An 18,970-nucleotide genomic window follows, 5' to 3' on the forward strand; every position below is an offset into this window, starting at 1 on the left:
CTTTTAAAATTATCTTACAATGAATAAATAATATAAAATAACACATATACCTAAAACAAAAGCAAATAGGTATAAGCCAATGTTCCCATTTTGTACCTTTTTACCTTGCTCAGATAAACCGTCTGTTATTTTTGCCAAGCTAAATACTGTACCAGAAATAGCAACTTCAATCACGTTTTTACATAAATCAGCTAATAAGAAGATTGGTTTTACAATAATCAAATCATAGAATTGGTCAATGTAGAATTTCTCATAAAGTACTTTATGTAAGCCTTTGATTTGGTCATCGGCTTGAGGTACTTGTGCATTTTTAATGTATTTGGTATAAGCAATTACTAAACCTATAATAGCACCTATCAAGGCAATTGCTATTACCATATATTCAGTGGTTCCAAAATGGTGGATTTCATAACTACCTTTTTTGGTTATTATAGGAGATAGATAGTGATTTAACCAGCTATTTCCAGGAAGACCTATAACTCCAGCAATTAAGGAGCAAATTCCTAGAATCCATAATGGAATCGTCATGGATTTTGGACTTTCATGTAATTGATTCTTTTGCTCTTGTGTACCTCTAAAATTCTTGAAAAAAGTTAAGAATAACACTCTAAACATATAGAAGGCCGTCATAATAGAAGCTATCATTGCAATAATGTAAAGAAACTTATTATGCTCAAATGCGCTAATAAGAATCTCATCTTTTGAGAAGAAGCCTGAGAAAGGAGGGATACCAGCAATTGCTAAAGTTGCTAGTAAAAAAGTTGCTGAGGTTGCCTTCATAAACTTATTAAGCCCACCCATATTTCTAATATCTTGATCCCCTGCCATAGCATGAATAACGGAACCAGCTCCTAGGAATAAACAAGCTTTAAAGAAAGCATGTGTTACCACGTGGAAAACTGCATTTTCATATGCTCCAAATCCTAGTGCTAAAAACATTAACCCTAGTTGAGAGACAGTTGAATAGGCAAGTACTTTTTTGATATCATTTTGAACTAGACCAATAGTAGCAGCAAATAAGGCTGTAAAAGCACCAATTATAGCTATTATGTTTTGTACTGTTGGAGCTAAGTCAAAAACAAAATTCATTCTCGTGATTAAAAATATACCTGCTGTAACCATAGTTGCAGCGTGTATCAATGCAGAAACAGGAGTAGGTCCGGCCATTGCGTCAGGCAACCAAGTGTACAAAGGAATTTGTGCACTTTTTCCTATTGCACCAATAAATAATGCCAGTGCTGCCCATGAAATCCATGTATTTATTTGGTTGTTTGTACCTTGAAGTAAGGTTTCTTTTATTGTCATATAATCCAAAGAATTAAACAACATTGCAAGAATGAAAACACCAATTAAAAAACCTAAGTCTCCAATCCTATTTATGATAAAAGCTTTTTTAGCTGCATTATTATTCTGTTTTTCTTTATACCAAAAGCCAATCAGTAAATAAGAGCATAATCCAACACCTTCCCATCCAATGAAAGTTATTAACAAGTTACTACCACTTACTAACAATATCATGAAAAAGATGAATAAGTTTAAATAACTAAAATACTTATCCACATTAGGATCTGATTTCATATAGCTTATAGAATACCAATGAATCAAAGTACCTATACCTGTTATGAAAAGTAACCATAATAAGGAAAGCTGATCTAAAAGAAAGCCAAAAGAAATATGAAAGTTCGATAAGGCCATCCACTGGAAAAGATCCACTTGAATTGGCTGTCCTGATTTATCTACTTCAATGAAAGCAAAAACGGAGATTATAAAGCAAATTAAAATAGCTAATGTTGCAAGTATCCCTGAGTTATTACCTAGCTTTTTACCAAAAAGTAGATTTATAATAGATCCCAGTAAAGGGACTAACAATAAAAGTAAAATTATATTTGTATCCATATGGAGTTAGCCTTTAAGGTTTTTTAATTTATCAATATCAATGGAGCCAATGTTTCTGTATATACTTACTAGAATAGCTAATCCTACAGCAACTTCTGCTGCTGCAACTGCCATAGTAAAGAAAACAAATATTTGACCTTGCGCATCCTGATGGTAAGTGGAGAAGGCTACTAAAAGCATATTTGCTGAGTTGAGCATTATCTCAATACACATAAACATTACTATTGCGTTTCTTCGATATAGAATACCAAATACTCCTATACAGAATAATAGGATGGATAAGTAAATGTATTTTTCAATACCTATAATTTCAATTACATTTCCCATAGTTATACTGTTTTTTGGACTTTGTCCTTTTTAGATATCAATACTGCTCCGATCATTGCTAAAAGAAGAAGGATACCTACCATTTCAAAAGGTAGGACATATTCATTAAGTAATACTTTACCTAAAACTTGTACAGATTGAAAGTCGATTTGTTCATTTGCATAATGTAGCTCATAGGCCTGTGTTCCTCTAATTGTAATGGATAGTAACAGCAAACCAATTAAGCAAAAAGATAGTGTTGCTACTATTTTTGTTACAACTGGTTTAGATACCTCATGACTAATGTTTAGATTCATTAACATTATGGTGAATAACATTAAAATCATAATTGCACCTGAATAAACCATAATATGTACTAAACCAAGAAACTGGGAGTTTAATAATATATAATGGCCAGCTATCGAGAAAAAACTCACCACAAGCCATAATGCACTGTGAATAGGGTTTTTACTCAAAACCGTTAGCATTGCACTTCCTAAGGTAATAGTGCAGAGTATATAAAAAATAATATCGATCATAATTAGGCTTGATTTGAATTTTCAATTGCCTGTTGCAAAGGCATTACTAACTTATCTTTTCCGAAAATGAAACTTTCTCTTGTGGTATCAGAAGCAGTAATTTTTCCTGACTTAGTAAGGTAGATTGCTTGTTTTGGACAAGCCTCTTCACATAGTCCACAAAAAATACAACGCAACATATTGATCTCATATATTTCAGCATATTTCTCTTCTCTATATAAATGTAGTTGCTCTGATGTTCTTTCGGCAGCTTTCATTGTAATTGCTTCTGCTGGACAAGCTAAAGAACAAAGTCCACATGCAGTACAGCGTTCTCTACCTTGTTCATCTCTCATTAAAGTATGCTTTCCTCTATACACAGGACTAAATGGTCTTGTTTTTTCAGGATAAGCAATAGTCACCTTTTTTCTAAACATGTGTTTTAAGGTAACCATCATTCCTTTTATAATTGCTATAAGGTATAGTTTTTCGCTCCAAGTTAGTTTCTTGTCTGAGACTGTTTTCTTCCTGCCGGATAATGAATAATTGTTTACTGACATGTCAAATTAATTTAAAAGTAAAATAACTATTGCTGTAACCACTAGGTTTAGCAGAGAAAGAGGGATTAAGCTTTTCCATCCTAAAGACATTAATTGGTCGTAGCGGAAACGCGGTAAAGTCCATCTAACCCACATAAAAACGAAAATGAAGAAACAAATTTTTATAAATAAAGCTGCCATTCCTAAAAGGTTAGCTGGATTTACTCCCCAATTTGCATTTACCCAATCAAATCCTGGATAATTATATGCTCCAAAATATAAAACGGAAATAATAGTAGATGCAATAAATAGGTTGGCATATTCAGAAAACAGATAGAATCCCATTTTCATAGAGGAATACTCGGTGTGGAACCCTCCAATTAGCTCTTGTTCACATTCTGCTAAATCAAATGGAGCTCTGTTTGTTTCAGCAAAGGAACAAATCAGAAAAATAACAAAACCTACTGGTTGGTAAAATACATTCCAGTTCATACCGTTTTGTTGAAGTGCAATGTCTTTTAAGCTTAATGTTTGAGTAACTAATAAAAGTCCAATAAGGGAAAGTCCCATAGCAATTTCGTAAGAAATCATTTGAGAAGCAGCCCTGATTCCACTCATTAAAGAATACTTATTATTTGATGCCCATGCACCAATCATAATACCATATACACCTACTGATAAAACTGCTAATACAAATAGTAAACTAGCGTTTAAATTGGCTGCTTGTAACTCTATATCCCTTCCAAATAAATGTAATTTGTCTCCCCATGGAATTACTGCGCTTGTCATAAGAGCAAGTGTCATGGATAAAAAAGGTCCAAATTTGAATAAAAATTTATTTGGGGTATTAGGTTCATATTCCTCTTTTGCAAAGAGCTTCATCCCGTCGGCTAAAGGTTGTAGAATACCACCTTTACCTGCGCGATTGGGTCCTAAGCGATCTTGAATCCAAGCTGCTATTTTACGCTCTGCTAAAGTAGCATACATGGCCATTAGCATGGTTAATGCAAACACAGCAATAATGATTACTGCTTTATCTATAATTATAGTCTTATCCATATTCCTACTTATTTATTCTAAGAATTCTTTTGACTCATGCTGGTCAAATGGAACCTGTTTCATACTGATTTTTACTCTATCTTGTTCACGTCCCTTTAAGATTAAAGGATCGGTATCAATAACCACTTTGTCTAGTTTTTGTGTGTAGTTGTTTTGGTTAATTACAGAGGATTTTTCGAATTTTTTAGGACCTTCAATGACCCAATCTTCTTTTTGCTTATGGTCAAATCGACAGCTATTACAAATAAATTCTTCTACTTCATTGTAATGATCTTTGCGTGCCGATACTCGGTGTATTTCATCTCCAAACATCCATAAAACAACTTCTCCAGAACATTTTGTACAATTTCTATGTGCATTGTATGGTTTGTTGAACCAAACTCTAGATTTAAATCGATATGTTTTATCTGTTAAAGCTCCTACCGGGCATACATCAATCATATTACCTGAAAAGTCATTTTCAATTGCAGCATGAACATAAGTGGAAATTTGAGCATGTTCTCCTCTTCCACAAACTCCTTGAAAACGTTCATCAGTAAGTTGTTCAGCCACTTTGATACAACGGTAACAAAGAATACATCTATTCATATGTAATTGAATATTGTCTCCTATGTTTTCTGGAGTGAATGTTCTTTTCTCTTCTTGGTATCTTTTTTGCTCTTTTCCGTGGGCAAAAGCTAAGTTTTGCAAATCACATTCTCCTGCTTGATCACAAATTGGGCAATCTAAAGGGTGATTAATTAGTAGGAATTCTGTTACCGCTTTACGCGCTTCTAATACTCTTTCTGAAGTGATGGATTTAACTTCCATACCTTCCATTACACCTGTTTTACAAGATGCCATCAATTTTGGCATTGGGCGTGGATCCGCCTCACTTCCTTTGCAAACCTCTACTAAACAAGCTCTACATTTTCCTCCCGTATCTTCTAATTTAGAGTAATAGCACATTGCAGGTGGTACTAATTCTCCTCCTATTTTTCTTGCTGCTTGTAGAATTGTTGTTCCTGGTTCTACCTCTATTTCATGTCCATCAATAGTAACTTTCATAAACTGTACTGAATTAAGATTGTATAATTGCTATTCAATCTAGTTATTTAGAAATCATATTTTTCACCTGAGAAAACGGTTCACTTTTAAAGTGATCTCTCTGTTTTACTTTTTCAGGATAAAGAACATGATATTCAAATTCATCTCTAAAATGTCTAATCGCTGCTGCTACAGGCCAAGCTGCTGCATCACCTAAAGGACATATGGTATTTCCTTCAATATTGCTTTGTATACTCCATAGAAGGTCTATGTCTGCAAGTGTTCCTGTTCCATTTTCTATTCGGAAAAGTACTTTTTCTAACCAGCCTGTACCTTCTCTACATGGAGAACATTGTCCGCAGCTTTCATGTGCATAAAATCGGGAGAAGTTCCAAGTGTTTCTTACGATACAAGCTGTATCATTGTATACAATAAAACCTCCTGAACCTAGCATAGATCCTGTTTCAAATCCTCCATCAGATAGAGATTCATAGGTCATTAAACGATCATTTCCCTCTGCAGTTTTATAAATCAAGTGAGCGGGTAGAATAGGCACAGATGAACCTCCAGGGATTAGAGCTTTTAAAGGGCGATCATCCATCATTCCTCCACAATATTCAGGGGAGTTTATAAAGTCATAAACACTTAAGCCTAATTCAATTTCATATACTCCAGGATTTTTGATATGGCCTGAAGCAGAAATTAATTTGGTTCCTGTTGAACGTCCTACACCTATTTTAGCGTATTCTTCTCCAGAGTTATTAACAATCCAAGGCACATTGGCAATAGACTCAACATTATTTACTACTGTAGGATTTCCCCAAAGTCCACTTACAGCAGGGAAAGGTGGTTTCATTCTTGGATTTCCTCTTTTTCCCTCTAAAGATTCTAGAAGCGCAGTTTCTTCTCCACATATATATGCTCCTGCACCACAGTGAACATATAGATCGAGATTGTAATCTGTTCCCAGAATATTTTTACCTAACCATCCATTTTGGTAAGCTTCTTTAATGGCTCTTTCTAATATTTTAAAAACCCACATATATTCTCCTCTTATATAGATGTAGGATAAGTTAGCCCCAAGTGCATAACTTGAAGTAATCATCCCTTCTATTAATAGATGAGGTATATGTTCCATTAAGTAGCGATCCTTAAAAGTACCAGGTTCAGATTCATCCGCATTACAAACTAAATGACGAGGTTTACCTGATTTTTTATCAATAAAACTCCATTTTAGTCCTACAGGGAATCCAGCTCCACCTCTTCCTCGAATACCTGAAGCTTTAACCTCTTCTGTAATTTCATCTGGTGACATGGTTTTTAATGCTTTCTCCACAGAGTTGTAGCCACCATTTTCACGATAAACCTCATAGGATTTTATACCAGGTATATTTATTTTATCTAATAATATTTTCTTTGCCATATTACTATTTATCATGTAAGGTTATTTTTCCATCGATACAATCTTGGATTATATCATCTATTTTTTGTGGGGTAAGGTTTTCTTTGTAAAAATCTCCTAACTGCATCATAGGTGCATAACCACAAGCCCCCAAGCATTGTACTTGAACAACTGAAAACATACCATCTTTAGTTGTCTCTCCAGGTTGAATGTTTAACTTATTACAAGTATAATCTACTATGTCTTCCGCGCCTTTGATTGCACAACAAGATGTAACACAAAATTCAAAAGAGTACTTTCCAACTGGTTTTTGATTGAACATACTATAGAAGGTTACTACTTCATATACCTCTATAGGTAATATTCCAATAATTTGAGCAACCTTATCCATTAAATCTACACTTAACCAGTTTTCATGAGCATCTTGTACTTCATGTAGTATTGGAAGTAAAGCTGACTTTCTTTTATCATGTGGATACTGGCTTAAAAGTTCATCGATTCTTTTTTGAAGGTCCTCGGTGATATTTATAGTCTGTTTATATGTTTTATTTTCCATTTTCTTAAGCATCTAATTCCCCAGCAATAATGTTTAAACTGGATAAAGTTATAATAGCATCTGATAACATTCCGCCTCTTACAATATCATTATATGCTTGATAAATAATAAAGCAGGGTCTTCTAAAATGAAGTCTATATGGAGTTCTACTACCATCTGTGATCAGATAAAAACCTAATTCACCATTTCCACCTTCTACAGGGAAGTAAAGTTCTGTAACTGGTACAGGGATTTCTCCCATTATAATTTTAAAATGATAGATTAATGCTTCCATATTAGTATACACATCCTCTTTAGGAGGTAGATAATAGTCGGGAACATCGGCATGAAATGGACCCTCTGGCATTTTCTCTAGAGCTTGTTTGATAATTTTCATACTTTCCCATACTTCTGCGTTTCTAACACAAAAACGGTCATAGCAATCTCCTGATGTACCTACAGGTATATCGAAATCAAAATCTTCATAAGAACAATAAGGTGTAGCTACTCTCACATCATAATCTACTCCTGCAGCTCTTAAGTTAGGACCAGTAAAACCAAAATTAATTGCATCTTCAGCACTAATACCACCAACATTAACAGTCCTATCCATGAAGATTCTATTTCTAGATAAAAGGCCTTCAAATTCTTTCCAAATTGTTGGGAATTCGCTTAGAAATTCATCAATTAATTGGAATACTTTAGGACTCCAATCTCTTTCAAAACCTCCAATTCTTCCCATATTAGTGGTTAGTCGTGCGCCTGATATTTCTTCAAAAATCTCATAGATTTTTTCTCTGTATTGGAATACGTATAAGAACCCAGTTAGTGCACCGGTATCTACACCCATTACAGAACTACATATAATATGATCGGCAATTCTAGCTAGTTCCATTACGATAACACGCATGTATTGTACGCGTTTGGGAATTTCAATAGATAATGCTTTTTCTACAGTCATCCACCAAGCCGTATTGTTAATAGGGGAGGAGCAATAATTTAATCGGTCTGTTAAGACATTGATTTGATAAAATGGACGATTCTCTGCTATTTTTTCAAATGCTCTATGAATATAACCTACTGTACCCTCTCCATCAATTACCTTTTCACCATCTAGCAAAATTATATTTTGAAAGATTCCATGTGTAGCAGGGTGGGTTGGTCCAAGGTTTAAAATTTGTAGTTCAGTACCGTCTTGTTGAAATTTCTCCTCAATTAATTTGGCATATCGTTGCTCTGGTGGTAATAATAAGTCAGACATGAATTTGATTTTAAAAGGTTAATTCTAACAGTTGTGAACTGTTCTTCCGAAGAAACGGTCATCTTTATCCGTTCGTTGGGAATCTTCTAAAGGAAAATCTTTTCTTAATGGGAAAGATTCCATTTCATCCATATTTAAAATACGCTTCAATTGAGGGTGATTTTTAAATATTATACCGTAAAAATCAAATGTTTCTCTTTCTTGCCAATTAGCGCTTTTAAATAAATCTGTAACAGATTCTACTTGAGGATTTTTTATGTTTAAAAACGTCTTAAGTCTTAAACGAATATTGTCTTGCCAATTATGAAGATGGTAAACCACTGCTAGTTGTCGTTCAACTGGTTCTTGATGGTAGTGTATACCACATAGATCAGTTAAGAAATTGAAGTTTAGTACAGGATCTTGCTTTAAAAACTCAATAATTGGATGAATTTGTTCACTGCATACTTCTAATACAAGAATATCATGTTGGATATGTGCTTGTTTAATAGCTCCATTAAATTTCTCTTGTAAAGTATCTTGTATGATGGAATAATCTAATGCCATGCTATTTATTTAAGTTATAGGATTTAAGTAAATCATCATATTCTTTGGAGCCTCTTCGGTTAACAGATTCATTTTTAACGATTTCCTGTAAACGCATGATTCCATCTAGTATTTGCTCTGGCCTTGGTGGGCATCCTGGTACGTAGACATCTACTGGGATAACTTTATCTATACCTTGTAAAACAGAGTAAGTATCAAAGATTCCACCTGAACTAGCACAAGCTCCTACTGCAATTACCCACTTAGGTTCTGCCATCTGTTCATAAACTTGTCGAAGAATAGGTGCCATCTTTTTTGAAATAGTTCCCATTACCATTAGCATATCGGCTTGTCTAGGGGAGAAGCTCATTCTCTCCGATCCGAATCTAGCTACATCGTATGTGGATGCCATAGTTGCCATAAACTCTATTCCGCAACATGAAGTAGCAAAAGGTAATGGCCACATTGAATTTGCTCTTGCTAGGCCAACTACTGAGCTGAGTTTGGTTGCAAAGTATCCTTCCCCTGCAAAACCTTCAGGAGCTTCAACGGTTGTATATTTTTTATCACTCATAACATGCTGTTTTTAGTCCCACTCGAGTCCTTTTCTTTTGAACTCATAAAGAAGACCAATTAAAATTAAAAATAGGAAGATTCCCATTTTAGCTAATCCTTCCCATCCAAGCTCTAAAAAGTTTACAGCCCATGGATATAGGAAAACGACTTCTACATCAAATAATACAAATAGGATTGCTACTAAGAAGTATTTCACATTAAATGGGATCCTGGCGCTTCCTAAAGAATCTAAACCACATTCCCAAGTACTGTCTTTAATCTTGGAATGCTTCTTAGGCCCTAGTTTTGCAGATACCCATATTGTCAAGGATACGAAACCTGCTGCTAAGCCTAATTGCATTAAAATTGGAATAAAATCGAGTTGACTTATTTGCATAGGTTATCAAATATTTGTGTTAAGAATATCACAAATATAACTAGTAGGTTTTTGATAACAAAATCAGGAGTTTGATGAATATGAGGTATTTAAGATTAATACCACAATATGAAATAAGACTAAATAAAAATAGAATGTTAAAGTATATAAAAAGCCATCTTAAAGTAATTAAGATGGCTTAGTGAAAAATGTTAATTATATGATGATAAATTAATCTTCAATAATTGTAACATCAGTAGCGATAAGTCCTTTTTTTCCTTTTTCTTCAGAATAAGAAACTTTGTTGCCTTGTTCGATATTTTTGCTTCTTAATCCTGTGATGTGAACAAAAATGTCTTCGTTTGTCATGTCATTAGTAATAAAACCAAAACCTTTGTCTTCATTGAAGAACTTAACTACGCCTGTTTGCATTGTATAAAAATAAATAAATTATGCTCAAATATAATGTTTGTTTTTAATAACCCTTGTTTTTTTTCATCTTTTTTTTAAGTGCCATTAAATAAAACTTCGTTTTATAACTTATTTGTTTGCCAAAATAGCAATCTTGTCTAGGCTTTATTACTTCTTAGTAGGGCTAAGTTAAAAGAAGTTAAGAGGATGATAATAATGAAAAAAGCCTACACATTTGTGTAGGCTTTTTTTATTATTCTTGTTCAAGAGGTTTCATCTTAAAAGATTCCATAAATGCTGTAGTATAAACACCAGCAACGTAATTTGGATCATCCATTAACTGTCTGTGGAAAGGAATAGTTGTCTTAATTCCTTCAATCACGAACTCATCTAATGCACGTTTCATTTTGTTGATCGCCTCTTCTCTAGTTTGAGCAGTAGTAATTAACTTAGCAATCATTGAATCGTAATTAGGTGGAATAGTATATCCTGAATATACGTGAGTATCTAGTCTTACTCCATGCCCACCTGGAGCATGTAAAGTTGTAATTTTACCTGGAGAAGGTCTAAAGTCATTAAAAGGATCTTCCGCATTGATACGACATTCAATAGAATGTAATTTCGGAGTGTAGTTTTTACCTGAAATCGGAGTTCCAGCCGCAACTAAAATCTGCTCACGAATTAAATCGTAATCAATAACCTGCTCAGTAATACAGTGCTCAACTTGGATACGTGTATTCATTTCCATAAAGTAGAAGTTTCTATCTTTATCTACTAAATACTCAATTGTTCCAGCGTTTTCATATTTAATGAATTCAGCAGCTCTTACAGATGCTTCTCCCATTTTTGTTCTTAATTCTTCCGTCATAAATGGAGAAGGTGTTTCCTCCGTTAATTTTTGATGACGTCTTTGAATAGAACAATCACGCTCAGAAAGGTGACACGCTTTTCCATATTGGTCTCCAATAATTTGGATTTCAATGTGGCGTGGATCAACGATTAGTTTTTCCATGTACATACCTTCGTTTCCAAAAGCATTCTTAGCTTCTTGTCTAGCACTTTCCCAAGCTCTAGCCATATCAGCTTCTTTATAAACTTCACGCATTCCTTTTCCACCACCACCTGCTGTTGCTTTAATCATCACAGGGTAGCCGATTTCTTTAGCGATTGAAATAGCATCTTCTAAAGAATCAATTAAACCATCTGAACCTGGAACTGTAGGTACTCCGGCTAATTTCATTGTTGCTTTAGCTGTAGCTTTATCTCCCATCTTTTCAATCATTTCTGGAGATGGACCAATAAATTTTACTCCATGCTCTTGACAAATTTTTGAAAATTTAGCATTTTCTGCTAAGAAACCATATCCTGGGTGGATTGCATCTGCATTAGTTATTTCTGCAGCTGCTATAATGTTTGAAATCTTTAAATAAGATTGTTGACTTGGTGCAGGACCGATACAAACTGCCTCATCTGCAAAACGCACATGTAAACTGTCAGCATCTGCAGTAGAGTAAACAGCTACTGTTTTGATTCCCATTTCTTTACATGTTCTAATAACACGTAAGGCAATCTCACCTCTATTTGCAATTAAGATCTTTTTAAACATCTTTTGAAATTTTAGTTTTAAATCTAGTTTTTTACCTTAAAATTAGTTTATGGTAAATTTGTTCCCTGTTAAGTTAGATTATTCTTAAGACGGGTCTACTAAAAATAATGGTTGATCAAACTCCACTGGAGATGCATCATCTACAAGTACTTTTACAATCTTACCTGAGATTTCTGATTCAATTTCGTTGAAAAGTTTCATTGCTTCAATAACACAAACTACGTCTCCTTGTTTGATTGTTTTTCCAACCTCTGCAAACGGCTCTTTGTCTGGTGCAGGTTTACGGTAGAAAGTTCCAATGATAGGTGACTTCACAGTAATGTATTTTGAGTTTTCGTCAGCTGCTGCCTCCGCTTGAGGTGCTGTAGCTACAACTTGAGGTGCTGCAGCTTGAGCTGGAGCTTGTTGTACAGTGTTAACTGGTAATTGTTGAATGTAAGTTGTCTCTGTATTTCCAGTTTCCGTTGTTTTAATGGTGATTTTGAAATCATCCATTTCTAATTTTACTTCTGTAGCACCTGATTTGGCTACGAACTTAATTAAATTTTGAATTTCTTTAATGTCCATACCTAATGTATTGGTTAGTTGTTGTTTCTAATTTTTGTTATATGCCCACTTCAAGTACATTGCTCCCCATGTGAATCCACCTCCAAAAGTAGCGAATATAATATTGTCTCCTTTTTTCAATTGGTCTTCAAAATCACATAGTAATAATGGTAATGTTGCTGAAGTTGTGTTTCCGTATTTTTGGATATTCATTAGTACTTTAGAGTCATCTAAGCCCATTCTGTTAGCTGTAGCGTCTATAATACGTTTATTGGCTTGGTGTGCTGCTAACCAATTAATGTCATCATGAGATAAGTTGTTTCTTTGCATGATTTTTTCTCCAACATCTGCCATGTTTGAAACTGCGTATTTGAATACAGTTTTTCCATCTTGGAAAACATAATGTTGTTTGTTAGCTACTGTTTCTGCACTTGCTGGTAAGATAGAACCACCAGCTTCGATTTTTAAGAATTCTCTTCCGATACCATCTGATCTTAAAAATTCATCTTGTACTCCAAGACCTTCATGGTTTGGTTCAAAAAGAACTGCTCCTGCAGCATCTCCGAAAATAATACAAGTCGCTCGATCTGTATAATCTATAATGGAAGACATTTTGTCTGATCCAATAAGAAGTACTTTTTTGTATCTTCCAGATTCAATATAAGAGGAAGCTACCGACATCCCATACAAAAAGCTTGAACAAGCTGCTTGTAAATCAAATGAAAAAGCATTTGTGGCGCCGATTTGTGTTGCTACGTACACTCCAGAAGTTGCCACAGGCATATCTGGGGTTGCAGAAGCAAATATTACTAAGTCTATATCTTTAGGATCAATTTTAGACTTTTGTATTAAGTTCTCAGCGGCTTTGATAGCCATATAAGATGATCCTTGGCCAGGAACTTTAAGAATTCTTCTTTCTTTTATTCCTGTGCGTGCTGTAATCCACTCGTCATTGGTGTCTACCAGTTTTTCTAGGTCAGTATTGGTTAACTTATCTTCTGGTAAATAACAACCAATTGCTGTAATGGCTGCGTGTATTTTTGTCATATGGTGTTGCTTTACTTTATAAAAACATTCCAAAAAGAAGCGAAAAGTACAAAAAAAAAACCAATTAGAGGCGTTTTTGAGCTTAATTGTGTCTTTTTTGGCTTTTTAAGAGCAAAAAAAAACTCTCACACATTGTGAGAGTTTTTTTTACTTTGTTCTCAAGTCTATGCCTCTACTGTAGCAGTTTTGTCAATTACAACTTGTCCTCTGTAGTAAAGTTTTCCTTCATGCCAGTAAGCTCTGTGGAATAAGTGAGCCTCATTTGTTACAGGGCAGATAGCGATTGTAGGTGCTACTGCTTTGTAGTGAGTTCTTCTTTTATCTCTTCTTGTTTTCGAGGTTTTTCTCTTTGGATGTGCCATTTTACTATATTATTTATCCGTTAATAGTTTTTTTAATTCTGCCCATCGAGGGTCAATTTCTTGTTCTTCTTTATCTTCGTGATCGTGTTGATCATCGATTTCTCCTTCTTCATCTTCATCCTCTTCCTCTTCATTATAATATCCTAAGATATCTAAAGCTTCCGATTCTAAAGACCCGTCTAGTACACCTGGGTGAATTCTTTTTTGAGGGATACCCAAAATTATTAATTCGTAGATATACTGTTTTACATCTATTTGATGTTCTGTAAACGGTATTATTAAGATTTCATCATGATCGTCATTGAATTCTTCTCCAAATTTTACAATCATTTTTATCTCACCATCAATTGGTAAGTCAAAATCTTGATTTGTTATATCGCATGGAACATTAACTGTCCCTTCAATATTAACTTGTAATTCTAATAAGGTGTTTTTCTTATTAAGTAGAATTACTGCATTAACGTTCACCTCATTAAAATCCTTATATTGATAATCTTCAAAAAAATCATCTTCTATAGGGAAATCAAACTGGTGAGTTCCATTTTTTAATCCTATAAATGGAATCAAAAATTTGTTTTCGGTTTTCATGATTATACATGATTTGAGCGTGCAAAGATAAAAAATAATTATTATTACAAGCTAATTATCAATTTTTTTTTGTAGTAAAATCTTTTTCTTGTGTTTGTAAAGGGTTTGCCGCTGCTTCTTTGTTGAAGTTTCGGTTGTTATATATATCTATCGCTAAATAAATTGCCTCTTTAAAAGAAGAAGGATCTGCTATTGATTTTCCTGCAATATCATAGGCTGTTCCATGGTCTGGTGAAGTTCTAATCTTGTCTAGACCCGCCGTGAAGTTTACACCTTGACCAAAAGTCAATGCTTTAAATGGGGCAAGTCCTTGATCATGGTAGCAAGCCAATACAGCGTCGAAACTCTTATAAGTTTGCATTCCAAAAAAGCCATCTGCTGCAAATGGACCTGACACTAATATGCCTTGGTCATTTAAATTCTCAACAGTTGGTTGAATAATTTCAATTTCTTCCTGTCCAATAACACCATGGTCCCCTGCATGTGGGTTTAGTCCTAAAATTGCAATTCTTGGTTTATAGATGTTGAAATCATTGATTAATGCTTGATTAATAATCTTCACCTTTTTTTCAATTAATTCAGGTGTAATTGATTTTGCTACATCTTTTAATGGTAAGTGATCGGTGATTAAACCAACTCTTAGTTGATCACTTACTAATAACATAAGCGCTTCCCCTTCTAAATTCTCATTTAGATAATCTGTATGTCCAGGATGAGGAAATTCTTCATCGAAACTGTTGTATTTATTAATAGGTGCAGTAACAAGAACATCTATGTCTCCTTCTTTTAATGCTTGTGTTGCACTTGTGAAAGATTTTATTGCATATTTTCCGATAATAGGATCATTGGTTCCAAAGGTGATGTTTATATTCTCTTTCCAGATATTGTATACATTTACTTTATTGGGTACAACATTTGCTAGGTCATCTATACCTTGAATAGGAGTGTTGTTGCCAATGGTTTTCTTTATATAGGATAATGGTTTGGAATTTGCGAAAATAATAGGAGTGCATAATTCTAGCATTCTATTATCTTCAAAACACTTAAGTATGATTTCTCCCCCAATTCCATTTAAATCTCCTACGGAAATCCCTACTTTAATATTTTCTGTTTTTTGGCTCATAGTATCGTCGTAAATTATTACTACTTTTGATAGCAAATTTAATAAAAATAAATGGAGTTATGTTCACAGGTATAGTTGAAAACATAGGACAGATTGAAAAAATCGAACAAGAGTTAGGGAATTTACACATTACTGTACGTTGTAATTTCGTTGATGAATTGAAAATAGATCAAAGTGTGTTACATAATGGTATATGCTTAACTGTAGTAAGTATTCAAGATAATACTTATACTGTAACTGCAATTAAAGAGACTATTTTAGTAACTACAATTGGAAATTGGAAACAAGGGGAATATGTTAACTTAGAAAGAGCTATGTTGTTTAATGGCCGTTTAGATGGGCATATTGTTCAAGGGCATGTGGATCATGTTGCTACATGTGTAAGTATTGAGCCTGCAAATGGAAGTACTTATTATGGTTTTGAATTCAAGCAAGACTCTATGCATACGACAATAGATAAAGGATCTATCACAATTGATGGTACATCTTTAACAGTTGTGGATTCTGGAGTAAATACTTTTAAAGTAGCTATTATTCCTTATACACAAGAGCATACTATATTTCAGTACTACAAACAAGGAGATAAGGTAAATCTAGAGTTTGATGTGATTGGAAAGTATGTTGCTAAATTAATGCAAATAGGTAAAATATAGTTATTTGTAGCTATAAAGTAGCAAATTGGTTTTAATTTTATTGACTACATTTGCCTCTGTAATTATTCCCTATGAAAATTAATTTAGAGAACAATAATTTTACCTCTATGACAGATGAGGACTTGGTTCAATTTATCTGTAGTAGTGGTAATACACATTTATTCGGTATTTTATATGATCGTTATGCACAAAAGGTATATACTCGGTGTTTAGGATTTGCAGAAAATCGGGATGTGGCGGAAGATTTAACACAGGACATATTCGTTAAGTTATATTTGAATTTAAAAAAGTTTAGAGGGGATTCTAAACTTTCTACCTGGATATATGCTTTTGCTTATAATCATTGTGTGAATTACACAAAGCAGGTTTTAAGTAAAAAAAGGAAAGAGGATGTAATCGAGCAAGACAGTGATGTGCTGGATTTTGCAGAGCAAGAGATTTCAGATGAAGAGATTTTTGCTATGAATGTGGAGAAATTGCAAAGGGCATTAATTGAAATAGATGCTCAAGATCGAATTGTACTCCTAATGAAGTACCAAGATGATAAAAGTATAAAAGAGATAGCAGATTTACTTGAACTAGGGGAAAGCGCTGTCAAAATGCGATTACATCGTGCAAAGAAGAAAATTATTGTAATTTATAACTCCTTGTGATTATGGAAAATCCTTTTAAGAAAATACTGCAAGACGAAAAGCTACCAGGTTATCTGAAAGATAGAGTTATAGATAACTTGAATTTTATAAAGCTTTCTTTAGATGTTTCTGAACTTTATACCGTAAAAGTACCTCAAGCTCTTGGGAGTTTTATTGGCGAGGTAGATAAAGAAAAGAATGAAAAGTTAATAAAAGAGATCGTAGAAAAAAATCAGATTAAAAAATAATGGAGTTAAATAAGTTTGAATACCCAAATGAGTTAATGAGTTCAATCATGGATTCTTTAATTAAAGGAGCTATCGGATTACTACTAGCTTTAGGTTACTTGGCCATTTGTTGGGCAGTGCTAAAAATAACTAGTTTTATTATTAGAAAGATTTTTGGTCTAATCCGATTAGATAGACTAGATGATATACTTAAAGAGAATGAGCTTATAGGAAAATTAAATTTCAATATAAGCATATCGAATATTTTAGTAGGATTCCTTCGAATATTTTTGATTTTCCTAATGATTGTTATAGGGGCAGAAATGTTTGGATTATCTGTTGTTTCTAAAGAGATAGGAGATTTGATGCTTTATATTCCTAAGATATTTGTTGCTCTGTTAATTTTTGGAGCGGGAGTGTATTTTGCTTCTTGGATTAAAAAGACGGTTGTTGGATTATTAAAAGCAATTGACTTTTCAGGAGCACGCATTATTGGGAATGTACTGTTTTATTTCGTTTTTGTTTTTGTTGCAATAACGACTCTGAATCAACTAGGTATTAATACGGATATAATTACCAATAATATTTCAATTATAGTTGGAGCTGTGTTGTTGACTATGGCTTTATCTTTAGGCTTAGGTGCTAAGGATATTGTATCTCAATTACTTTACTCTTTCTATACAAGAAAGAATTTAGAGTTAGGGCAGTTAGTAAAGATAAATGAGCTTCAAGGTTATGTTATCGCTATTGATAATATTTATGTTTGTTTATTAGTGGATGGAAAAAAGCACTTTTTGCCAATTGAACAAGTTGCAAAGAGTCATATTCAAATAATACAATAAAACCTTTCCTAAATAGGAGTAAAGTAAAAAGCGATGTAGTTAGAAAAAAATCTAGCTACATCGCTTTTTATTTTTAGTCTATTTGAAAAACAATGATTGAGCAATCTACTCTATTGACTAAGTCTTCACTAATGCTTCCATTGAAGAAATGGGATAGACCTGTTCGACCATGTGTTGCTATACCGATAAGATTTGCATTTGCCTTTTTAGTAAAGTTGTTGATTCCGTTTTCTATAGTTAAATCATTATATATTTCAAGGTTGTATTCTGAATCAGAAATCTCTTGTAAAAAATCCTCTAGTATTTCTTCAGCTACATAGGTAGGTTTAAAATTATTAGGTGTATTAACCATTAATAAGGTAAAGGTGGTTTGTAGAATCTTGCTTAACTTCAAGGCCTTCAAAAAAGGTGTTTTTGTTCCTTCGCTAAAGTCTGAGGCAAAAACAAAGTTAGAAATCTTGAAATCATCTACTTTTCCTTTTATTACTAATACTGGTATTTTGGAATATCTTACTACTTTCTCGGTATTTGAACCTACAAAGTATTCTTTTACTCCACTTGTTCCGTGAGATCCCATAATAATAAGGTCGCAATTATTGGTTGTTGCAGATTTAATTACGCCTTGGTATGTTTTTTCAAGTATTAAACTTGTGTTAATTGTTAATCCATCAAAAATAGGGTCATGAGCTAAATCATTCAGTTTTTTTTCTGCAGCATTCTTAAAAAACATGACCTCAGGTATTTTACTGCCAACGTTGATAGAGTCACTACCTTGGCTAGGTAGGTCTAATATATGTAAAAGAGTGATTTCAGCATTAGATTTTTTAGCTAATACTGTCGCAGCCTTAATCGCATTGAAAGCTTGTTCAGAAAAATCGGTAGGGACTAAAATTTTTTTCATATGTCTGGTTTTTTGGGTGTTCACAAGGTAGTAT

At 33.7% G+C, this 18,970-nt stretch carries 24 protein-coding genes; 4 read left to right on the forward strand and 20 right to left on the reverse strand.

Features of this window, described 5'->3' with window-relative positions; all coding sequences use genetic code 11:
• Nucleotides 1-9: 9 nt before the first annotated feature.
• From nuoL to pdxA, 19 genes are all read right to left on the reverse strand, one after another.
• Nucleotides 10-1,896: an NADH-quinone oxidoreductase subunit L gene (gene nuoL, locus ACYSNM_RS00320; protein ID WP_461755148.1), complete on the reverse strand. Its 1,887-nt coding sequence runs from the start codon at nucleotides 1,894-1,896 to the stop codon at nucleotides 10-12.
• Between the two features lie 6 nt (nucleotides 1,897-1,902).
• Entirely contained in the window at nucleotides 1,903-2,223 is a 321-nt protein-coding gene (gene nuoK / locus ACYSNM_RS00325) for an NADH-quinone oxidoreductase subunit NuoK (RefSeq protein WP_461752762.1), read from the reverse strand.
• A 2-nt stretch (nucleotides 2,224-2,225) separates the two neighbouring features.
• The gene (locus tag ACYSNM_RS00330; protein WP_461752761.1) at nucleotides 2,226-2,741 is read right to left on the reverse strand and encodes an NADH-quinone oxidoreductase subunit J family protein; all 516 of its coding nucleotides are present in this window, start codon (nucleotides 2,739-2,741) and stop codon (nucleotides 2,226-2,228) included.
• 2 nt (nucleotides 2,742-2,743) lie between these two features.
• Entirely contained in the window at nucleotides 2,744-3,280 is a 537-nt protein-coding gene (locus tag ACYSNM_RS00335) for a NuoI/complex I 23 kDa subunit family protein (protein ID WP_461752760.1), read from the reverse strand.
• Between the two features lie 6 nt (nucleotides 3,281-3,286).
• Nucleotides 3,287-4,318, reverse strand: coding sequence for an NADH-quinone oxidoreductase subunit NuoH (gene nuoH / locus ACYSNM_RS00340; RefSeq protein ID WP_461752759.1), 1,032 nt, complete (start codon nucleotides 4,316-4,318; stop codon nucleotides 3,287-3,289).
• 12 nt (nucleotides 4,319-4,330) lie between these two features.
• Nucleotides 4,331-5,365, reverse strand: a complete 1,035-nt coding sequence (locus ACYSNM_RS00345; protein WP_461752758.1) for an NADH-quinone oxidoreductase subunit G — start codon at nucleotides 5,363-5,365, stop codon at nucleotides 4,331-4,333.
• Nucleotides 5,366-5,408: 43 nt separating this feature from the next.
• Nucleotides 5,409-6,767 carry an NADH-quinone oxidoreductase subunit NuoF gene (gene nuoF, locus ACYSNM_RS00350; RefSeq protein WP_461755149.1) on the reverse strand — a complete coding sequence of 453 codons (1,359 nt, stop codon included), beginning with the start codon at nucleotides 6,765-6,767 and terminating at the stop codon, nucleotides 5,409-5,411.
• Nucleotides 6,768-6,771: 4 nt separating this feature from the next.
• Nucleotides 6,772-7,302: an NADH-quinone oxidoreductase subunit NuoE family protein gene (locus ACYSNM_RS00355; RefSeq protein ID WP_461755150.1), complete on the reverse strand. Its 531-nt coding sequence runs from the start codon at nucleotides 7,300-7,302 to the stop codon at nucleotides 6,772-6,774.
• Nucleotides 7,303-7,306: 4 nt separating this feature from the next.
• Nucleotides 7,307-8,542: an NADH-quinone oxidoreductase subunit D gene (locus tag ACYSNM_RS00360; RefSeq protein ID WP_461755151.1), complete on the reverse strand. Its 1,236-nt coding sequence runs from the start codon at nucleotides 8,540-8,542 to the stop codon at nucleotides 7,307-7,309.
• 24 nt (nucleotides 8,543-8,566) lie between these two features.
• Nucleotides 8,567-9,088 carry an NADH-quinone oxidoreductase subunit C gene (locus ACYSNM_RS00365; RefSeq protein ID WP_461755152.1) on the reverse strand — a complete coding sequence of 174 codons (522 nt, stop codon included), beginning with the start codon at nucleotides 9,086-9,088 and terminating at the stop codon, nucleotides 8,567-8,569.
• A gap of 1 nt (nucleotide 9,089) precedes the next feature.
• Nucleotides 9,090-9,641: an NADH-quinone oxidoreductase subunit B gene (locus tag ACYSNM_RS00370; RefSeq protein WP_461755153.1), complete on the reverse strand. Its 552-nt coding sequence runs from the start codon at nucleotides 9,639-9,641 to the stop codon at nucleotides 9,090-9,092.
• Between the two features lie 12 nt (nucleotides 9,642-9,653).
• The gene (locus ACYSNM_RS00375; protein ID WP_461752753.1) at nucleotides 9,654-10,019 is read right to left on the reverse strand and encodes an NADH-quinone oxidoreductase subunit A; all 366 of its coding nucleotides are present in this window, start codon (nucleotides 10,017-10,019) and stop codon (nucleotides 9,654-9,656) included.
• Between the two features lie 210 nt (nucleotides 10,020-10,229).
• Entirely contained in the window at nucleotides 10,230-10,430 is a 201-nt protein-coding gene (locus ACYSNM_RS00380) for a cold-shock protein (protein WP_461752752.1), read from the reverse strand.
• Nucleotides 10,431-10,662: 232 nt separating this feature from the next.
• Nucleotides 10,663-12,015: an acetyl-CoA carboxylase biotin carboxylase subunit gene (gene accC / locus ACYSNM_RS00385; RefSeq protein WP_461755154.1), complete on the reverse strand. Its 1,353-nt coding sequence runs from the start codon at nucleotides 12,013-12,015 to the stop codon at nucleotides 10,663-10,665.
• Between the two features lie 84 nt (nucleotides 12,016-12,099).
• On the reverse strand, nucleotides 12,100-12,582 hold the full coding sequence (gene accB / locus ACYSNM_RS00390; protein WP_461755155.1) for an acetyl-CoA carboxylase biotin carboxyl carrier protein: 483 nt from the start codon (nucleotides 12,580-12,582) through the stop codon (nucleotides 12,100-12,102).
• Nucleotides 12,583-12,609: 27 nt separating this feature from the next.
• Nucleotides 12,610-13,608, reverse strand: a complete 999-nt coding sequence (locus tag ACYSNM_RS00395; RefSeq protein WP_461752749.1) for a beta-ketoacyl-ACP synthase III — start codon at nucleotides 13,606-13,608, stop codon at nucleotides 12,610-12,612.
• Nucleotides 13,609-13,772: 164 nt separating this feature from the next.
• Nucleotides 13,773-13,970 carry a 50S ribosomal protein L32 gene (rpmF, locus tag ACYSNM_RS00400; RefSeq protein ID WP_461752748.1) on the reverse strand — a complete coding sequence of 66 codons (198 nt, stop codon included), beginning with the start codon at nucleotides 13,968-13,970 and terminating at the stop codon, nucleotides 13,773-13,775.
• Between the two features lie 9 nt (nucleotides 13,971-13,979).
• Entirely contained in the window at nucleotides 13,980-14,558 is a 579-nt protein-coding gene (locus ACYSNM_RS00405; RefSeq protein WP_461755156.1) for a YceD family protein, read from the reverse strand.
• 58 nt (nucleotides 14,559-14,616) lie between these two features.
• A complete protein-coding gene (pdxA, locus tag ACYSNM_RS00410; protein ID WP_461755157.1) occupies nucleotides 14,617-15,681 on the reverse strand; it encodes a 4-hydroxythreonine-4-phosphate dehydrogenase PdxA in 1,065 nt (354 codons plus the stop codon).
• 59 nt (nucleotides 15,682-15,740) lie between these two features.
• Between pdxA and ACYSNM_RS00415 the strand changes: the two genes are divergently transcribed.
• From ACYSNM_RS00415 to ACYSNM_RS00430, 4 genes are all read left to right on the forward strand, one after another.
• Nucleotides 15,741-16,334 carry a riboflavin synthase gene (locus ACYSNM_RS00415; protein ID WP_461755158.1) on the forward strand — a complete coding sequence of 198 codons (594 nt, stop codon included), beginning with the start codon at nucleotides 15,741-15,743 and terminating at the stop codon, nucleotides 16,332-16,334.
• Between the two features lie 71 nt (nucleotides 16,335-16,405).
• The gene (locus ACYSNM_RS00420; protein WP_461755159.1) at nucleotides 16,406-16,987 is read left to right on the forward strand and encodes an RNA polymerase sigma factor; all 582 of its coding nucleotides are present in this window, start codon (nucleotides 16,406-16,408) and stop codon (nucleotides 16,985-16,987) included.
• A gap of 2 nt (nucleotides 16,988-16,989) precedes the next feature.
• Complete coding sequence (locus tag ACYSNM_RS00425; protein ID WP_461752743.1) at nucleotides 16,990-17,214, forward strand: hypothetical protein; 225 nt, start codon at nucleotides 16,990-16,992, stop codon at nucleotides 17,212-17,214.
• Nucleotides 17,214-18,035, forward strand: coding sequence for a mechanosensitive ion channel family protein (locus ACYSNM_RS00430; RefSeq protein WP_461755160.1), 822 nt, complete (start codon nucleotides 17,214-17,216; stop codon nucleotides 18,033-18,035). The genes ACYSNM_RS00425 and ACYSNM_RS00430 overlap by 1 nt, the downstream gene beginning before the upstream one ends.
• A 73-nt stretch (nucleotides 18,036-18,108) precedes the next feature.
• Here the strand turns inward: ACYSNM_RS00430 and ACYSNM_RS00435 are convergent, their stop codons facing one another.
• Nucleotides 18,109-18,936 carry a universal stress protein gene (locus tag ACYSNM_RS00435; protein WP_461755161.1) on the reverse strand — a complete coding sequence of 276 codons (828 nt, stop codon included), beginning with the start codon at nucleotides 18,934-18,936 and terminating at the stop codon, nucleotides 18,109-18,111.
• Between the last annotated feature and the right edge of the window lie 34 nt (nucleotides 18,937-18,970).

This window comes from Myroides sp. LJL116, assembly GCF_054871685.1.